Below are 17288 nucleotides of genomic sequence, written 5' to 3'. Positions count from 1 at the left end.
TTAACATTCCGAAGGGATCAGTGCCGACCCGCGAGCCTACGGAGGATGCAGTTCACCGAAAGAACCAAACGGCCGATCCACGAGAGTCGAGATATGCCGTCTGTTAGCACGGAGTCGATAGAGTTTCGAAACGCGCGGGTCCTCGATGGAACCGGCGGTCCGGCCTACACCGCACACGTACTGGTCGACGACGGTCGCATCGAGCGCATCGGCGACGAACCGGCCGGTGCCGACCGAACCGTCGACCTCGACGAGTCGTATCTCGCTCCCGGGTTCGTGGACATGCACGCCCACTCGGAGCTGCGGCTGATAAACAAGCCGGCCGCCAAGGAGAAACTCACGCAGGGTATCACGACCGAAGTGCTCGGACAGGACGGCGTCAGCGTCGCCCCGGTGCCGGACGACCTGAAGTCGGAGTGGGAAAAGCGCATCCAGTCCCTCGACGGAACGATAGACCGAACGTGGCCCTGGAACTCCGTCGCCGAATATCTCGACGAACTCGACGCGGCAGTGCCGGCGGTCAACGCCGCTCACTACGCCCCGCACGGGAATCTCCGGTCGCACATCGCCGGCTTCGAGGACCGAGCGCTCACGGACGAGGAGGTCGGCGACCTCCGGGACAGACTCGACCGGGCTATCGACGGCGGCGCGTTCGGAATGTCCAAGGGGATGATCTACCCGCCCAGTTCCTACGGCCGCGACCCGGAACTGGAGGCGCTCGCCGAAACGCTCGCTGACCGGGACTCCTTTATGATCTCTCACGTCTGGAACGAGACCGACCGCGTCGTCGAATCTATCGACCGATATCTCGACATCTGTCGTCGCGGCGGCTGTCACGCGCACGTCTCGCACCTGAAAGTCGGCGGCCGACAGAACTGGGGCGACTCGACGGACGTGCTGGACCTGTTCGACGACGCCGTCGACGCAGGACAGCGGGTTTCGTTCGACCAGTACCCCTACACTGCGGGGTCGACGATGCTCACCGCGCTGTTGCCGCCGTGGGCGCGACAGGGCGAAACCGAAGACATCATCGAACGGCTGCGAGGCGCGGACGTCAGAGAGCGCATCGCCGATGACATCTCCTCTCCCGGCGACTGGGAGAATCTGGCCCGCGCGGCGGGCACGTGGGACAACATCCTCATCACCCGGACCGCGAGCGGCGACCACCAGGGGGAGACGGTCGAGGAGATCGCATCCGAGCGGGACCTCGACCCGGTCGACGCGATGTGTGAACTCCTCGTCGATGAAGACCTCGATGTGACGATGGCGGACTTCGTCATGTCGGAGGAGGACATCGAGCGGTTCCTCGCGGACGAGCGCGGGACGTTCTGTACGGACGGTATCTTCGGCGGGAAACCACATCCGCGTGCCATCGGAACGTTCGGCCGCATCCTCGAACGGTACGTCCGGGAGCGAGACGTACTGCCGCTGTCGCTGATGGCGCACAAGGCGGCCGGCCACCCCGCCGACATCCTCGGGTTAAACGACCGGGGCTACGTGAAGGAGGGGTACGTCGCCGACATCGTCGTCTTCGACCTGAACGCCGTATCGGAGAACGCGACGTACGAGGACCCGTTCCAGTTCACCGACGGCTTCGAGTTCGTCCTGGTCGGCGGGGCGATCGCAGTCAGGGACGGCGAAACGACGGGCGCTCGTAACGGAGAGATCCTCCGCTCGACCGACGAGTGGGGCGGAGACTCGCGGCCGTGGCTCGACCGTTCGACCATCGAGTAGCGACACGCGTTTGTCGCTGTGGCACACTGCCGACACACGGACGTGCGGCCTCGTTCCCACCGGCCGATCTGCCCGAACTGACCCGTTCGCCAGTCGAACGGCCACTGTCTGATAGGGACTGCTGTCAGCCAGTTCGGTATTTCGGCAACCCCCGGACGGCGAATACCGGTACACAGTTACAGCAGTCCCTATGAGTATCCCACCCATACTTATTTATAAAGTGTCGGTTTAGTTCACAACGGACTTCCAATGAGCGATAGCAAACAGGTGTTCGACAGAGGCGACCGTGTAGGCATCTACCTACAGGACAAACACTCGTTGCAGGAGAACCTCGAACTCGTCCAGTACGCGGAGGACCAGGGGATAGACGAGATATGGCAGGCCGAATCACGGCTTGCACGCGACGGCGTCACGCCACTCGGTGCGTACGCTGCCGTCACGGACAGGATCAAACTCGGAACCGGCGTCATCAACAACTGGACGCGAAACACCGCGCTCATCGCACAGACGATGAGCACGCTTGAGGAACTCGCCGGGCCGAACCGCATCCAATGTGGGATCGGTGCGTGGTGGGACCCGCTGGCCGAGAAGGTAGGCATCGACCGGAGCGGCGCTCTCCGGGCCATGCGTGAATGTGTCGAGGTGACACAGGACCTGCTCGACATGGAGAACGTCACCTACGACGGCGAGTTCGTCCAGATGCGTGACGTGGAGTTAGACGTCGTTCACGGCGACTCGGGGCCGCGGACGGTTCCGGTGTACGTCGGCGGTACCGGCTTCAAGATGCTCGAACTCACGGGCCACTTCGCCGACGGTGCCCTGTTGAACTACCTCGTCAGTCCCGAGTACAACGAGAAGGCGCTGGACGCGCTCGAAACCGGCGCAGAACGCGGCGGTCGCTCGCTCGAAGACATCGACCGGCCGCAACTCGTCGTCTGTTCGATGGACCACGACGTGGACCAGGCGCTCGATAACGCCCGCGAACTCATCACGCAGTACCTTGGCCAGCAGCCCCACATCATGAAAGCCAGCGGCGTCAGCCAGGACCTCATCGACGAGGTTGGCGACGCGATCGGCGGCTGGCCGGCCGACGAGGAAGACATCAAGGAGGGGATGCATCTCATCCCGGACGAAGTCGTTCACAAGCTCACGGCCAGCGGCACCCCCGAACAGTGCCGAGAGAAGGTCCGCGAGTACGCCGACAACGGCTGTCAGTGCCCGATCCTCTACCCGCTGGGCGACGACCGCCAGCTGATGATCGACGAGTTCGCCGACGGCTACCTGTAGCGACGCGCCGTTCGCCGTTTTACTTTTCGGGTCGAACTCCGGTCGGACGAGAAAAACTGGCGGCGTCGGTTCGTCGGCGCGGCCGTCAGAGGAACCGCTGTAACTGTGTCACGGGGTTCGGCGACGCGTGTCGGCGAACTACCGAACTGACTGACAGCAGTCCCTATCAGTCGTCGGCCGCCGCGGCCTCGGCGTCGCCGAACAGCGCCTCTACCTCCGATATTTCGGGATCTATCCGGTTTACGTCTCCGGTGGCTTTCTTCGCGCTCTCGGTGTCTTTGAGGCCGAACCCGGTCGAGACGACGACGACAGTCTCGTCCTGCTCGATGATCCCCTGCTCCAGCGCCTCCCGAACGCCGGCGACTGGCGTCGCGCCTGCGGGCTCGGAGTAGATCCCCTCGGTGCTGCCGAGGAGCTTCTCCGCTTCAAGGATCTCCTCGTCGGAGACGAGTACGGTGTCCCCGCCGCTTTGCTGTGGCGCGCGGCAAGCCTTGATCGTGTTACGCGGCCGGCCGACTGCGATGCTGTCTGCGATCGTGTCGGCGAGGTCGTCGATGTCGTCGTGACCCTGGAAGGCGTCGTGGATGGCCGAGGCCCCCTCCGCCTGGACGCCGAGCATCTTCGGGTAGTCGTCGACGTAGTCGAGGTCGTAGAACTCCTTGAACCCCTTCCACGCGCCGGCGATAGTGCAGCCGTCACCCATCGAGAAGACGACCCAGTCGGGGACTTCCCCGCGGACCTTCGACTGCTCCGCGAGTTCGTGGCCGACGGTCCGTTTCCCCTCTACCTGGAACGGGTTGATCGCCGCGTTGCGGTTGTACCAGCCGTACTCGTCAGTGACCTCGACGCTCAAGTCGTACGCCTCGTCGTACGAGCCGTTGACCGCCAGCACGTCCGCGCCGTAGACGAGCGGCTGGGCGAGTTTGCCCGCGGGCGCAGCGCCGGGGACGAAGATACGGCAGTCGAGGCCGCCGCGGGCCGCGTAGCCGGAGAGCGAGGCCGCCGCGTTCCCAGTCGAGGCGCAGGTGATGATGTCGCGGCCAGCGTGTCGCGCTTTCGTCACCGCGACGGAACTGGCGCGGTCCTTGAAACAGCCGGTCGGGTTACGGCCGTCGTCCTTGACGAGCGTCTCGACGCCGAGGGCCTCGCTCAGGTTCGGCGCGTCGAACAGGTCCGTCCCTCCCTCATTGAGGGTCACGACCTCCGCGTCGTCGTCGACCGGCAGGAACGCCTCGTACTTCCACTGTCCCTGGATCTTCCCGTCGAGTTCTGCGTCGAAGTTGTCGTGGATGACATCGTAGTCGTATTTGACTTCGAGGATGCCTTTCACCCCCTCGTGCTCGGGGCACGTGTAGATGATCTGGTCCGGGTCGTACTCACGCTCACAAATAGTGCACTCTAACGTAGTGACATGCTCCATTGCCATACTGGACATCAGGCAAGGCCACTACTAAAAAACACCGCACAATATCCCCTTCCGCCGTTCGCTGCCGGTGAGCCGGCGTTTGCAGGACATGCACGCAGCGATCACCGACTCGATACGCGACACACGCTCCAAACGCGTCCCAAACGGCTGTGGCGACTGTGGAACGGTCAGGCGGGGGCACACTTATCCTCGGGGCCGACCGTTTTCGGGTCATGTCCGACGCATTTCGGTCGGCGGTCGACGGACCTGCCGGTCGAATGGAATACAGTCATCTCCCGCAAACGACGCAGTCGTTCGAGAACGCGCTCGAAAAGGCCCGGAACGGAGAGCGGTTGACCGTCGACGACGGCGTCGAACTGCTCACCACCGGAACGGCCAGCGCCGAGATCGACTACGAGCGCAAGGAGAAGGTGCTCCGGATCGCCGATCGCCGGCGTGCGGAGACGGTGGGCGAGGAAGTGACGTTCGTCGCCAACCTCAACAACAACGTGACGACGGCGTGTAACACGGGGTGCCAGTTCTGTAACTTCAAAAACACTGCCGAGAAGTTCGAATCGACCCACACCGGGGACCACGGCGGGTTCACGAAAACGCCGGCCGAGTCGCGAGAGATAGTGCGAGACGCCGTCGAGCGGGGTATCTACGAGGTCTGTTCCGTGAGCGGCCTCCATCCGGGGCTCGTACTGGACGACGACCACGCGGAGCGACTGGAAGCGAGCGATCGAAGCGATCTCAACTACAGGTCCCCCGCCGCGTACGACGTGGACCCCGGAACCTACTGCGAGCAGATCGAAGCGATGAGCGTCGACGGCGTCCACGTCCATTCGATGACGCCGGAGGAGGCCTATCACGCTCGGCGCGGCACCGACTGGGAGTACGAGACGGTGTACCGTCGCCTGCGCGACGTTGGTCTGGACTCGGTTCCCGGGACCGCAGCGGAGATCCTTGTCGACGAGGTTCGGGACGTGATCTGCCCGGGGAAGATCGGCACCGACGAGTGGGTCGCGTCGATGGAAGCGGCCGCCAACGTCGGGCTGCCGATGACGGCCACGATCATGTACGGGCACGTGGAAAACGAGATGCATCGCGTCCAGCATCTGGACGTGATTCGGGACCTGCAGGACAGGACGGGCAACATCACCGAGTTCGTCCCGCTGTCGTTCGTCCACGAACAGACGCCGCTCGCCGAACACGGCGTCGTCGAGTCGGGAGCGAGCACCGACGAGGACGAACTGATGATCGCCGTTTCGCGTCTGTTTCTCGACAACATCGAGAACATCCAGTCGTCGTGGGTGAAATACGGCGACGCTCAGGGGCTGAAGATGCTCAACTGCGGGGCGAACGACTTCATGGGGACGATCCTCTCGGAGGAGATCACCAAGCGCGCGGGCGGCAGTTACGGCGAGTTCCGGTCGTTCGAGGAGTACTGTGACATGCTCTCGGCTATCGGGCGGCCGCCGGTCGAACGGTCGTCGGACTACGAACAGCGCCGGCGGGTCGATCCCGAATCCGACCGGATCGGCCCCCGTCTCGGCCCTCGCGCCGACGGAACGCCGCTCGTCGAGTAACGCCCCCTAGGCCGTCAGTCCCGCGTCGCGGCGTCCCGCACCGACCGTCGAACGACCCGGATCGCTCTTCGACGGACAGGGCCAAACCGAAACGCCCCTCGGCGAGTACAGAGCCAAACAGACGGCAAACCGCGCCACACCGGACGTGGAGACAGAGCTTTTATACGGAACTACCTCGATGATACGGTGGACGCTAGCATATCCCATGTACCTTCGGCGCGGTCGCCGATGGCAGCGCTCGGATAGCTAGCAGTGAGTGATAACCATGTACGGAAGACGCTTAGCTACGGTCGAGGAGATAATCGCGCTCGTCAGCCCGGACAGCGAACAGGAACTATCGACGCTCGAATCCTGGGCGGACGGACAGGAGATACCGGTTCACGTCGTCGAGGTCGGAGACGACATCGATCCAGTGTACACCCCGGAACGCGAGTACCTGGGCGTGACCCTGGGGGGTGACGGAACGTATCTCGAAGGCGTCCGGCAGTTCAGCCCGAAGCAGATCCCGATCCTCGGAGTCAACGCCGGGACCCTCGCGTTCCTCGCGAGCATCTCGCCGAGCGAACTGACGGACGCCCTGGACGAAACCGTCCGCGGGGGCGCCACGGTCGACCGCCGCCAGCAGTTACACGTCGAGGCCGACGGGGTCGACTGTACCGGCATCAACGACGTCATGATCGAACACGAACCGCCGGAGAATCCCGTTGACAGGAAGATCACCCGCTTGCAGGTGTTCGCCGACGGCGAGTTCGTCGGCGAGTACGAGGGGAGCGGTCTCGCGGTGTCGACGCCGACTGGGTCGACCGGCGTCTCGCTCTCCGCCGGGGGGCCCGTTCACTTCCCGGTGAACAACGCGTCGCTACAGATCGTTCCGCTCCAGACTCACCGGATGGGCGTGCGGCCGCTCATCGTCGACGCCGACACCACGATAGAGGTCGTCTCCAACGGCCCCGCGAGCCTCCTCGTCGACGGGGGGCGCTCGCACGCGCAACTCGAAGCGGAGGACGTAGTCACCGTCGGCGGGGCCGACACGTCGGCGCTCGTTGTCAACACGAGCTACGACGACGACTTCTTCACCTCGATATCCGAGAAACTCGGCTGGAGCGTCCGCGAGAACAGACACGACCGCGGCGACGACCACCTCGTCGGAGGGACGGACTCGGACCCCGGTACCGACGTGGTCCGGCAGGCCAAGCAGGTCGCGGAGGATGCCGCGAAAGCCGCCGGCGAAGCGCTCAGGGAACTCCACGGGCAGACGGAATCCGTGGAGTACAAATCGGACAAGTCGGACATCGTCACCGAGGCGGACTACAAGGCGGACAACATCATCACGACCGTCATCGAGAACGAGTTCCCCGACCACGGGATCCGGTCCGAGGAGAGCGACGAACGGGTCGGGTCGAGCGAGTACACCTGGCTAGTCGATCCGCTCGACGGGACCGGGAACTTCGCGCACGGCAACCCGAACTACTCCATCTCCATCGCGCTCTTGGAGGACGAGAGCCCGGTGATGGGAGTCGTTTACGCGCCCGAGACCGACGAGATGTTCGCCGGGATCGAGGGCGACGGAGCGACCCTGGACGGCATGCCCATCTCGACGACGGACCGGGCGTCCCTGGACGAGTGCATGCTCCTCTCCGGATACGACCCGAACGGTGCGTTCCTCTCGCACTGCTACCAGGAGACTCGCGGCGTTCGCAGTCTCGGCTCGGCGGCGCTCAGCCTCTGTTTCCTCGCGAGCGGGAGCGCCGACGCCCTGTGGGAGTACGACACCTATCCCTGGGACGTCGCCGCCGGTATCGTGATCGCACGCGAGGCCGGAGCCACGGTCACGAACGCGGACGGCGACCCGTACGACCCGATCGCCGCACACGAGACGCGGAACGAACTGGTCGGGTCGAACGGACCGGTCCACGAGGCGCTTCTCCGTCATCTCGACGGGGAGCAGGACTTGCAGACGACGCAGCAAAGCAGCGCGGACTGACTCCCCCGGACTGCACTGCTGTCGCGATTTCGGAGTGTCGGATTTTCATAACTACGCCGCTGAACTACGACCGTGAGAGGAACTCTCCCCGGCCGGGCGAGACCCGGAGTTCGTGATCGCGGGCGATCACGTCGCCGTCCGCGATGACCGTGTCGACTCGCGCGCTCCACTCCTGACCCTCGTACGGCGTCCAGCCGCCGACGTACCGGAGGTCGTCTGCCGAAACCTCGAACTCGTCTTTGCGGACGAGTACGATGTCCGCGTCGGTCCCCTCCTGAAGCGATCCCTTCCGCGGGTACACGCCGGCCTCCCTGGCCGGCCGCGCACAGACGAGTTCGTGAAGCCGCGGCCAGGAGAGTCGGTCCTCGTGAACGCCGGCGCTGACGAGGAATTCGAGCATCGTTTCGATACCGGGGAGCCCGGCGTACGGTTCCCAGATGTTCTCCCACCCGGGCTCGCGGTCCTCCCGATAGGTGGGGAAATGCTCGCTGGCGATGAGATCGATCGTCCCGTCCCGGACCGCTTCCCAGAGGCGTTCGACCTCGGTGGGGGATTTCAGGCTGGGATTGACTTTCAGGAACGGCCCCTTCTCCTCAACGTCTTCTTTCGAAAACGCGAGGTAATGCGGACACGTTTCCAGGGTCACCGGCACGTTCGCACGGGACTTGAACCGCCCGCCTTCGCGGGCCCCGCTCCCGCTGGAGACGTGAACGACATGAAGCGGACAGTCTGCGTATTCGGCAAACCACCCCATCCGGCCAATAGCGTCGAGTTCCGCTTCGAGCGGGCGGGAGTCCATGTACACGTCCGGCGTGTTCTCGTCGATCGACGCACGGGCGTGGTCTAAGATCCCCTGCGTCTCGCAGTGAACGCGGACTTTCCCTCCGGCGTTACCGACCTTCTCCATCAGGGAGACAATCGTTTCGTCGGAGGCGAGATACGGGTCTGCCGTGAACGTCTTGAAATCGCGCGTTCCCTCGTCTATGATCCCGTCGACATCGAGGTCGGAGTCCTCGACGTTGCCGGCGACCAGGCCGAAGTCGACGTGAGCGAGGTCGGCACACTCCTCTCGCTTCTCCCGGACCGCTTCCGGCGAAGTTATCGGCGTCTGCGTCGGCAGTTCGACGACGGTCGTCACCCCGCCGGCGGCGGCACTCGCCGTCTCCGACGCGAATTCGATTCCGTCCGGAAACAGGTCCGAGTCGTGCATGTGGTTGTGAACGTCGACGACGCCGGGCATGGCGACCATGCGGTCAGCGTCGATAACGTCCGCCGCGTCGCCGTACTCGCTGGCGACATCCGGTCCCACTGCCCGTATCCGGCCGTCGTCGATAGCGATGGCACCCGTTTGGACGCCGGTCGCGCTAACGATACGCGCGTTCTCGATTAGGCGATCCGTCATGAACGAACTCGTATCGCGGACGACCAAAACAGTTGGCGATAGTGTAGAATATCATATAGTTGTCGGCAAGCGACGCCGGCGGTAGACACGGGCACACGGTCAGCGAATGTGGCAACCGTGTGTGGCCCGGACCCGACCGTCCACACGGCGAACCGGGAGGTACTTTTTTGTATTGCGACAGTATCTGACACGGTGTGATACTGAACGCAGGTACGCTCATCACGATGAACGGTGAGCGAGAGGTCAGAGAAGAGGTCCACGTGGTCGTCGAGGACGGCGAAATCGTCGACATCGCGGACGGGTACGAGACCGGCGAGGAAACGATCGACGCCCGCGACGAGGTAGTGCTCCCAGGTCTCGTGAACTGCCACACGCACATGTACGCGCTCCCGATCCGCGGGGCACCGCTGACGGCGTCGCCCGAGAGCTTCTACGAAGCGCTAGTCGACATCTGGTGGGAAGTCGACGAAGCGTTCACGATGCGGGACGCTCGCCTGTCGGCGCTCGGGTCGTGTGCGGAGATGGTCCAGGGCGGCGTCACGGCGTTTTGCGACAACTACTCCGGACCGAACACGCTCCCGGGGGCATTAGACGCCGTCGCGGACGGCGTCTCGCAGACGCCGATCCGAGGTATGATAACGTTCGAAACCACGGCGCGGAACTCGGAGTCGGAGGCCATCGAGGGGATCGACGAGAACCGGCGGTACATCCAGGAGGCCGAAGACGAATACGACGACGTAACCGGTCACTACTGCCTCCACACCCTGTTTACGAACACGGAGACAGTCGTCGACGAATGCGTCGACCGCGCGGTCCAAGACGACCGGCCGATCCAGATCCATCTGGAGGAGGGTTTAGTCGACGTCCACGAGTCGATCAAGGAGTACGGGGAGCGACCCGTTCCCGCCCTCGACTCCATGGGCTTTTTCGACGCGGAGGTTATCGCCGCTCACTGCGTCCACTCCACAGAACGCGAGATAGAGATCCTCGCCGAGAACGACGTGAAAGTCGCTCACAACCCCTACTCTAACATCAACAACGCCGTCGGCATCGCAGACGTAGAGACGATGGAAGAACACGACATGACGATAGGTATCGGGGACGACGGATGGGACCCCGATATGTTCGAAACGATGCGGTCGGCCGTCGGCATCCACAAACTGAAAAAGAACAACCCGAGCGGGTTCGACATGGCGAAAGCCCTGGAATGGGCGACTATCGGAAGCGCGGAGGTTCTCGGGATGGACGACCGGATCGGGAGCATCGAAGTCGGCAAGCGCGGCGACTTCGTCACGCTCGACATGGGGCCGAATCCGGTTCTCCCCGAGAGTGCGCCGTATTACGTCGTCAGCGCCGCAAGCAAGGCCGACGTGACGCGGACGGTCATCAACGGGGACACCGTGTATAGCCTGGAGCGGGGTGTACGTGGCGTGGACAGTGCAGACATGGAAGCCGTCGGCGAGGCAAGCGCCGAACTCTGGGACAGGCTCTGAACCAGCGGTGTCGCCGCCGCTTCGGTCGAAACTGTCCGTTCACCATCGGTCACTGTGTACTTTCGGCTTTTAACAGACTTAGTCTGTTACCTGCTGATGCGCTCAATAGCGCCATCCTCGCCTCATAGTTAACAAGCTTAGTTCGTTAATCCGAGTCCGCGTTGCCCCGGCCACCCGAATCGGGATGCAGTACGTAAACGCTTGGTCAAGATTTATTACCGACGAGAGAGGTACGAACACGTAATGCCAACTGATCCCGGCTGTAAGGTAGACCTGGTAGTGGACCAGTACGGGTTAGAGTCGGCGGATCCGGCGTACGAGTCGATCGACGACGGGCTACTCGCTCGATGGAAAGGGACCGACGACCGCACGCAGATGGGCTATCGGTCGCTCACGGAGTGGTTCAACAAGCGCCTCCTCAAGCAGGTGTACGATGAACACGGCCGAGACGCACTGGGCGCACGCGTCGACAGCGATTACGAAGCGTTACGCAGCGACGACGACCTCGTCAGCGAAGAGATGGTCGAGAGCCTTCTGGCGGACGGGATCGACGGCGAACGTGTCCGAGAAGACATGGTATCGTACGGGACGATGCGAACGCATCTGAAGGACTGTCTCGACGGCGAGAAACCCCCACAGACCGCCGAGACCGAGTGGGAACGGGAGAGCCTCGAAATGGCGCGCGAGGTGACCAGGGAGAAAGCCGAACGGGCGCTTTCCTCCTTAGAGACGAAAGGGCGAATCGACGGGGTCGAAACCTCGACCGTCGAGGTACAGATCCAGATCAGTTGCGGGTCCTGTCCGACGCGCGTCCCCTTCGAGGTCGCGGCCGAACGGGGCTACGTCTGCGAACAGCACGACCAAACACACGTCACCTCTGACTGATAATGACCTGGACCATCGACATCGAAAACATCGCCGGTATACTGGACGGAGAGACGACTATCGAGCCGGGACTGAACGCTGTCAGAGGGTCGAACTGGCAGGGAAAATCGAGTTTCATCGAGGCCATCAAGACGGCACTCGGAACGTCGACGGAACTCACCGAGAGCAAGGACAGCGGTCGGGTGCGGCTACAGACGCCCGAACGAGATATCGCGGTAGACCTCGTCCGTGAAAACGGGACCGTCCGCCGGAAAGGGACCCCGTATCTCGAAAACGAGTACGATGTCATTCGAGCGGAGCTGTTCGCCTGTCTCGACGAACGGAACGAAGTCCGGAGCGCGGTTCGACGGGGCGAGAACCTAGAAGACGTCCTCATGCGACCGCTCGACTTTCAGAACATCGACGAACAGATCGCCGACCTGAAACGCGAGCGCGAGCAGATAACGTCGGAGCTCTCGCAGGCGAAGGAGGCGAAAAAGCGCCTGCCTGGGGTACAGGCGCAGGTCACGCAACTCGAAAACGAGATAGCGGAGCTACAGCAACAGCGCGAGGGAATCGCGGCCAGCGACGCTGGTGAGGCGGCCAGTGAAGACGAGGAGAGCCCGTCGCCACAGCAGCAGTTGAGCGCGGTACAGACGGAACGGAGTCAGGCCGAAAACCAGATCGAGAGGCTAGAGCGAACCATCGAGCGGACCGAGGAACGCCTCGAACAGCGTCGGTCCGAACTAAAGTCGCTCGAAATCCCGGACGACGACGACATCGAGAACAGACTGGCCACCGCCCGTGACCGACTGCAACAAGTCAAACGGGACTCCGAAGTGTTACAGTCGGTGTATTCGGCGAACGAGATGGTTCTGAAGGAGAACCGACTGGACCTCCTTACAGAAGTCGAACGGGAACTCACGGGGGACAGCGTCGTCTGCTGGACCTGCGGCAACGAAGCAGAGCGTGCAGAGATGGAGGAACAGCTCGACCAGCTCGGCGACAAGATCACGGACCTGCGGACGCAGATCGAGACGTACCGTGACGACGTCGAGGAACTCGAAGCGCGGCGCGAAGAGATCGACCAGGCGAACCGCCGGAAACGGGACCTAGAAGCCGAGATAACCGAACTCGAAGATACCCTTACCGACCGACGCCAGAGTCTGGAGGACGCGACGGACCGATACGAAAACGCTCAGGAACGGGTCGAAGAGCTCTCGGACGCTGTCGACGAGACTGTCGAAGCGATTTCCGACGTCGAAAGCGAGATCAAATATCGGGAAGCCGAACTCAAAGACAGCAGAGACGAGTTATCACAGCTGGAAACGCGGGCGGACCAGGTCGAGACGCTGGAAGCCGAAAACGAGGAGATCCGAACCGAGATCGAAGAGCTCCGGAATCGAAAAGACAGGATCAAACGGCGGGCCAGAGAGGCGTTCGACGAAGCGATGGACGAGATCCTCTCTCGGTTCGGGACCGGGTTCGAGACCGCCCGGCTCACCTCCGACTTCGACCTCGTCGTCGCGCGCGACGGTCGAGAGGCCAGTCTGGACGCCCTCAGTGAGGGCGAGCTCGAACTGATAGGGTTCGTCGCGGCGCTTGCGGGCTACGAATCGTTCGATGTTGACGAGGCGGTGCCGCTACTGCTCGTCGACGGCGTCGGCGGGCTTGCTGACGACAATCTACACACACTCATCGATTATCTCCACGAGCGGACCGAGTACCTCGTGTTCACCGCGTATCCGGAGTACACCGCCTTCGAAGGGCGAGAGATCGACCCGAGTAACTGGTCGGTCGCGACGAACAAGCAGGTCAGCGCCGACTGAGCTATCGTTCTCCCGCGCACACGTTGCGTGACGCTGTTTTTAGCGGACAATACTGCCGGTTGGAGAACGTAATAGTAACGCAGTGTTAATGGTTGTCATATGGTGGTTAGTGCCGCATTCGGAGAGCTAACTGAGGTACTCGAGTGTTTAGAGGCGTCCAACGCCGAGGTCAAGAACGTCGAAATAGGCGAGCAGTTGGAGGGAGAGCAAGACGAGATAACCGCGAACCTGACCGTCGGGGTGCCCGTGTTAGACGGCGTCGACATCCGCGACAGTGTTTCGATCCGGGCGGAGAACGTCGACCTCCGGGACGGTTGCGTCGACGTGGATCTCTGTGTGTCCCTGTCGGTGGAGCAGGCACGGGAGAACCGCAGCCCCGTAGCGTCCGGCGTCGGCACGTCGCCGGGTCGAACTGATTCGAAATCCGTTCCGGCGTACAAGGACCCGGACGCGTTGCAGACGGTGTACGAGAAATACGACACCTTCCCGGAGATGACCGAGGCGCTTGGGGCCGATGTCACCTCGGAGACGGTCCGACGGTACATGGTCGAATACGATATCCACGACCCTAACGAAACCGGACCACAGGTACACGGATTCGCCGACACCGACGGAACGGGCGGAGATACCTCGGACGAGAACTCGATGACGGAAAACGGCGTAACCAGATCGTCCGAAGTCGCTCCGGAGGAGAAACCCGAGAGCGACAGCCCCGAGACGTCCGGAGACGGACCGTTAGAGAACTCCACTGAAGATGAGGAACGGACCCCGACGGCGACCGGGACCCGGGCGACCGCAAAAACGGCTGAGACAGACGCCGCAGCCGGCAACGAAAGTACCGAACCCGGTACCGACGAGGCGGACGCCTCCGAACTCAACGATACGTCGGTCGCCGAACTGATAGCGGCGACAGACAGCGGAGACGGTGACGACTCGGTCATCGCGGACGGACTGGGGATTCCGAAGGATCTGACCGTCTCCGAACTCGCGTCCATCGTCAACGAAGCGAACACGTTCTACGAGGTGAAAACGGCGCTGGGCGTCGACCGGGACCACGCCCGCCACCTCCTCGAAGAAACTGCGCTGATCGATCTCGTCACACAGCGACTCGGAGCCGACCAGATCACGGTGACTCCGAGGGAAGTACGGCGGCGGATAGACCTCGGGACCTCGGACGTTTCGCAGTAGACACTCCAGCGCCCGGTCAGCGACCGCTGGCGAAGAGACGCGCGTATCGCGGTCCGGACTCTCCGAACACCGCTGTGGCCTGTTCCGATGGCACGTTTCGGGGCCAGACCAGCCACCAGATTGGGTCCCGAGACCACCCCTGACGCCCGAACAGTTCCGCCAATCGCGGCCGATCGTTCGTTTCCTCTCCGGTATCGCATGGGGTTTTTCCGCAGGGCGACCATCCTAAGTATGGGAAAAGTTATTATGCAACATAAAGAGATCTTATGCAATGGCAACGATCAGAGTCCGAGACTGGACGAAAAAACAGATCGAGCGGATCCTCGAGGAGGAATCCCACTCGTCACACGATTCTGTGATCAAATCGTTGTTGAAGGATCGAGAGCTGGCCAAGTTCGCCGGGAAAAGCGTCGACACCGAACGCCAGAAGGCAGAAGACGAACCTCGACCGCCCGAGGAGAAGGCCTTCGACGATCTCACGGTCCTCAACGAGATGTATCGTGCGGACAACGGCGTCCTGTTCCTGTGGTGTCCGAACTGCGGGAACGAACTCGCTCACCTCACTCTCGAAAACCCAATCGATATCTCTATCTTCGAGATGGAGTGCCAGCGGTGTCTCAACCATCTCGATCAGCACGCGATCATCGCGATCGAGATCGGCTATCCGATCGAGGAGAAACTCGTCGAAGACGAGCTTCAGGGCGATCTGAAAGCGTGCGTCATCGACTACTGGGACCGCACTCTCGAACAGTTAACCGAAACCGCCGTCGACGAAGAGATAGACGCCGAACAGTTGGTTTGGCAGTTCGACCAGTACGTTCGGAACTTCCAGTGGGACTGGCCTGTAGACGTTCCCGTGGTCGGGTTCGAAACCGGGTACACGTTCCGGAACGAAGCCGGTGACGAACTGATCGAGGTGATCGAACCGGTCACGGAGAACCGTAACGCGCTGGACTCGTTCGAGGTAATACGGTTTCCCGAAGGAGCGGACTCTGACGAGACCGCGACCGAGATCATCGACAGCAATACGATCGCCGACCTGATCATCAATCGGGACCTCTATATCGAAAAAACGGACTCGCAGGGGGTTGCGGAACCATCAAACCATGTGTGATACCCTCGGCGTAGTTTGTCTCGGCAGTCGCGACCAGATATAACCGATCCGTATTACTAAAATATCCGACTGGTGTGAAGTAATGGTTGCTAAATTACTATTAGTCTATCTAATCATTTCTTGGGAGTGTTCGGTGAGTTCAGAAGTTTGGCCCATCGTTGCTACGCGAACTACATGAACAGGACCCGGAGATTCATCCGGTTAAAAGCCGTTCAGGGTGTATCGGGGGCAAAAAACTGGAAGGCATCAGGCAGGATATCGTAATCGAGAAGTCGGATCCCTGTTTCGGCGGCCGAGACGCGTTACGAGTTCTCTCAGTCGGTGCTGTAACCCGTTCAAGTCAAAAACAGTAGATATATCGATGTATCTTAGTTTCTACCAATTACACAGATAGTATTGAATATTGATTATTATGTCAGGAATTGCCGGTCCGGTATCGTATCGAATGCCAAGCTATTGACCGCCACAGTAGTGTCCTAACTCAGCGTCACCCGCCACAGTTACCGGCTCTTTCACTTGGTCCGCCGTCGCCGGCGTAACGGCCGCGACGTTTTCGGTGGTCTGTTCGCAGCGCTTGCAGGTCATTCTCTGAGAGTTTGCAAGTCCACCCCTGGATCGAACGCATCCACTCGGACCAGAGACCGGGGATAGCGAGATACCACTACATATCCTAAGTATTTCACCGAATCTACCTTAGATATCAAAGTACATCGACAGCGTATTGACTCCGGATATCGAAGTTGAGCTATGCGGGACCTCGACGAAACCGACATGGAGATTCTGACGCTCCTCGGAGAGGACGGACGACGACCGTTTAGCGATATCGCCGACGAGATCGGGCTCTCGGGGCCGGCCGTCTCGGACCGCGTGTCTCGTCTTCGAGAGGCGGGTGTTATCAACCGCTTTACGATCGACGTCGATCGCTCCCAACTCCGTGCCGGAGTCCCGGTATTCGTTCAGGTAGAAGTCGCCAGCGGGGATGTCGACGACCTGAAAGTCCGGATCGGCGACGCCGAAGCAGTCGAACACGTGTTCGTGACCGCCGACGGCGAGATCTGGTTTTACGGTCGCGCGCAAAGTCAGAACGTCCGCCAGTGGCTCGGCGGTCTACTCGAAAGCAGCGACGACGTGGACTACACAGTGACGCTGATGGACGAAGTCGAGTGGAAGCCCTCGCTCGACGGGACCGAGTTCGCGCTCACCTGTGCGGAGTGCGGGAACACGGTCGACAGCGAGGGTGAAACCGCCAATATAGACGGTCAGGCGTATCACTTCTGCTGTGCTTCCTGTCAACGACGGTTCGAGGAACGGTATGACCGTCTCGAAGAGGGCGCGTGAACACTTTGGGTTCCAAATTATATCCCGATTTACACTTCGGATTTCTATGGGAAAAGGAGGT

General features: G+C 61.8%; 12 protein-coding genes. 10 read left to right on the top strand and 2 right to left on the bottom strand.

What is annotated here, in order from left to right; translation table 11 throughout:
- The first annotated feature begins 93 nt into the window (after positions 1 to 93).
- On the top strand, positions 94 to 1734 hold the full coding sequence (locus EYW42_RS18960; RefSeq protein WP_135537017.1) for an N-acyl-D-amino-acid deacylase family protein: 1641 nt from the start codon (positions 94 to 96) through the stop codon (positions 1732 to 1734).
- Between the two features lie 249 nt (positions 1735 to 1983).
- Positions 1984 to 3021 carry an LLM class flavin-dependent oxidoreductase gene (locus EYW42_RS18955; protein ID WP_135537016.1) on the top strand — a complete coding sequence of 346 codons (1038 nt, stop codon included), beginning with the start codon at positions 1984 to 1986 and terminating at the stop codon, positions 3019 to 3021.
- 166 nt (positions 3022 to 3187) lie between these two features.
- Here the strand turns inward: EYW42_RS18955 and thrC are convergent, their stop codons facing one another.
- The gene (gene thrC, locus EYW42_RS18950) at positions 3188 to 4447 is read right to left on the bottom strand and encodes a threonine synthase (RefSeq protein WP_135537015.1); all 1260 of its coding nucleotides are present in this window, start codon (positions 4445 to 4447) and stop codon (positions 3188 to 3190) included.
- A gap of 212 nt (positions 4448 to 4659) precedes the next feature.
- Here thrC and cofH point away from each other — a divergent pair, with 212 nt between their 5' ends.
- Positions 4660 to 6015 carry a 7,8-didemethyl-8-hydroxy-5-deazariboflavin synthase subunit CofH gene (gene cofH, locus EYW42_RS18945; protein WP_135537014.1) on the top strand — a complete coding sequence of 452 codons (1356 nt, stop codon included), beginning with the start codon at positions 4660 to 4662 and terminating at the stop codon, positions 6013 to 6015.
- 265 nt (positions 6016 to 6280) lie between these two features.
- Complete coding sequence (locus EYW42_RS18940; RefSeq protein ID WP_135537013.1) at positions 6281 to 7999, top strand: inositol monophosphatase family protein; 1719 nt, start codon at positions 6281 to 6283, stop codon at positions 7997 to 7999.
- 64 nt (positions 8000 to 8063) lie between these two features.
- Here the strand turns inward: EYW42_RS18940 and EYW42_RS18935 are convergent, their stop codons facing one another.
- On the bottom strand, positions 8064 to 9401 hold the full coding sequence (locus EYW42_RS18935; RefSeq protein ID WP_135537012.1) for a dihydroorotase: 1338 nt from the start codon (positions 9399 to 9401) through the stop codon (positions 8064 to 8066).
- Positions 9402 to 9595: 194 nt separating this feature from the next.
- Here EYW42_RS18935 and EYW42_RS18930 point away from each other — a divergent pair, with 194 nt between their 5' ends.
- The 6 genes from EYW42_RS18930 (at position 9596) to EYW42_RS18905 (ending at position 17227) form a co-directional block, all read left to right on the top strand.
- The gene (locus tag EYW42_RS18930) at positions 9596 to 10894 is read left to right on the top strand and encodes an amidohydrolase family protein (protein ID WP_135537011.1); all 1299 of its coding nucleotides are present in this window, start codon (positions 9596 to 9598) and stop codon (positions 10892 to 10894) included.
- A gap of 243 nt (positions 10895 to 11137) precedes the next feature.
- The gene (gene rdfA / locus EYW42_RS18925) at positions 11138 to 11779 is read left to right on the top strand and encodes a rod-determining factor RdfA (RefSeq protein WP_135537010.1); all 642 of its coding nucleotides are present in this window, start codon (positions 11138 to 11140) and stop codon (positions 11777 to 11779) included.
- 2 nt (positions 11780 to 11781) lie between these two features.
- Positions 11782 to 13587: an archaea-specific SMC-related protein gene (locus EYW42_RS18920; protein ID WP_135537009.1), complete on the top strand. Its 1806-nt coding sequence runs from the start codon at positions 11782 to 11784 to the stop codon at positions 13585 to 13587.
- A gap of 99 nt (positions 13588 to 13686) precedes the next feature.
- Entirely contained in the window at positions 13687 to 14775 is a 1089-nt protein-coding gene (locus tag EYW42_RS18915; protein WP_135537008.1) for a hypothetical protein, read from the top strand.
- A 271-nt stretch (positions 14776 to 15046) separates the two neighbouring features.
- Positions 15047 to 15889: a hypothetical protein gene (locus tag EYW42_RS18910; RefSeq protein ID WP_135537007.1), complete on the top strand. Its 843-nt coding sequence runs from the start codon at positions 15047 to 15049 to the stop codon at positions 15887 to 15889.
- Positions 15890 to 16636: 747 nt separating this feature from the next.
- Positions 16637 to 17227 (top strand): AsnC family transcriptional regulator, encoded by a 591-nt coding sequence (locus EYW42_RS18905; RefSeq protein ID WP_135537006.1) that lies wholly within the window; start codon positions 16637 to 16639, stop codon positions 17225 to 17227.
- The last annotated feature ends 61 nt before the right edge of the window (positions 17228 to 17288 follow it).

The sequence above is a fragment of the Halostella pelagica genome (assembly GCF_004762015.1).
Taxonomy (GTDB): domain Archaea; phylum Halobacteriota; class Halobacteria; order Halobacteriales; family Natronoarchaeaceae; genus Halostella; species Halostella pelagica.
This window is presented reverse-complemented; position numbering and strand designations above follow the sequence as displayed.

Excerpts from the sequence above, each read along its gene's own strand:
- EYW42_RS18960 (WP_135537017.1), top strand. The coding sequence starts at position 94 with ATGCCGTCTGTTAGCACGGAGTCGATAGAGTTTCGAAACGCGCGGGTC.
- EYW42_RS18955 (WP_135537016.1), top strand. The coding sequence starts at position 1,984 with ATGAGCGATAGCAAACAGGTGTTCGACAGAGGCGACCGTGTAGGCATC.
- thrC (WP_135537015.1), bottom strand. The coding sequence starts at position 4,447 with ATGGCAATGGAGCATGTCACTACGTTAGAGTGCACTATTTGTGAGCGT.
- cofH (WP_135537014.1), top strand. The coding sequence starts at position 4,660 with ATGTCCGACGCATTTCGGTCGGCGGTCGACGGACCTGCCGGTCGAATG.
- EYW42_RS18940 (WP_135537013.1), top strand. The coding sequence starts at position 6,281 with ATGTACGGAAGACGCTTAGCTACGGTCGAGGAGATAATCGCGCTCGTC.
- EYW42_RS18935 (WP_135537012.1), bottom strand. The coding sequence starts at position 9,401 with ATGACGGATCGCCTAATCGAGAACGCGCGTATCGTTAGCGCGACCGGC.
- rdfA (WP_135537010.1), top strand. The coding sequence starts at position 11,138 with ATGCCAACTGATCCCGGCTGTAAGGTAGACCTGGTAGTGGACCAGTAC.
- EYW42_RS18920 (WP_135537009.1), top strand. The coding sequence starts at position 11,782 with ATGACCTGGACCATCGACATCGAAAACATCGCCGGTATACTGGACGGA.
- EYW42_RS18915 (WP_135537008.1), top strand. The coding sequence starts at position 13,687 with ATGGTGGTTAGTGCCGCATTCGGAGAGCTAACTGAGGTACTCGAGTGT.
- EYW42_RS18910 (WP_135537007.1), top strand. The coding sequence starts at position 15,047 with ATGGCAACGATCAGAGTCCGAGACTGGACGAAAAAACAGATCGAGCGG.
- EYW42_RS18905 (WP_135537006.1), top strand. The coding sequence starts at position 16,637 with ATGCGGGACCTCGACGAAACCGACATGGAGATTCTGACGCTCCTCGGA.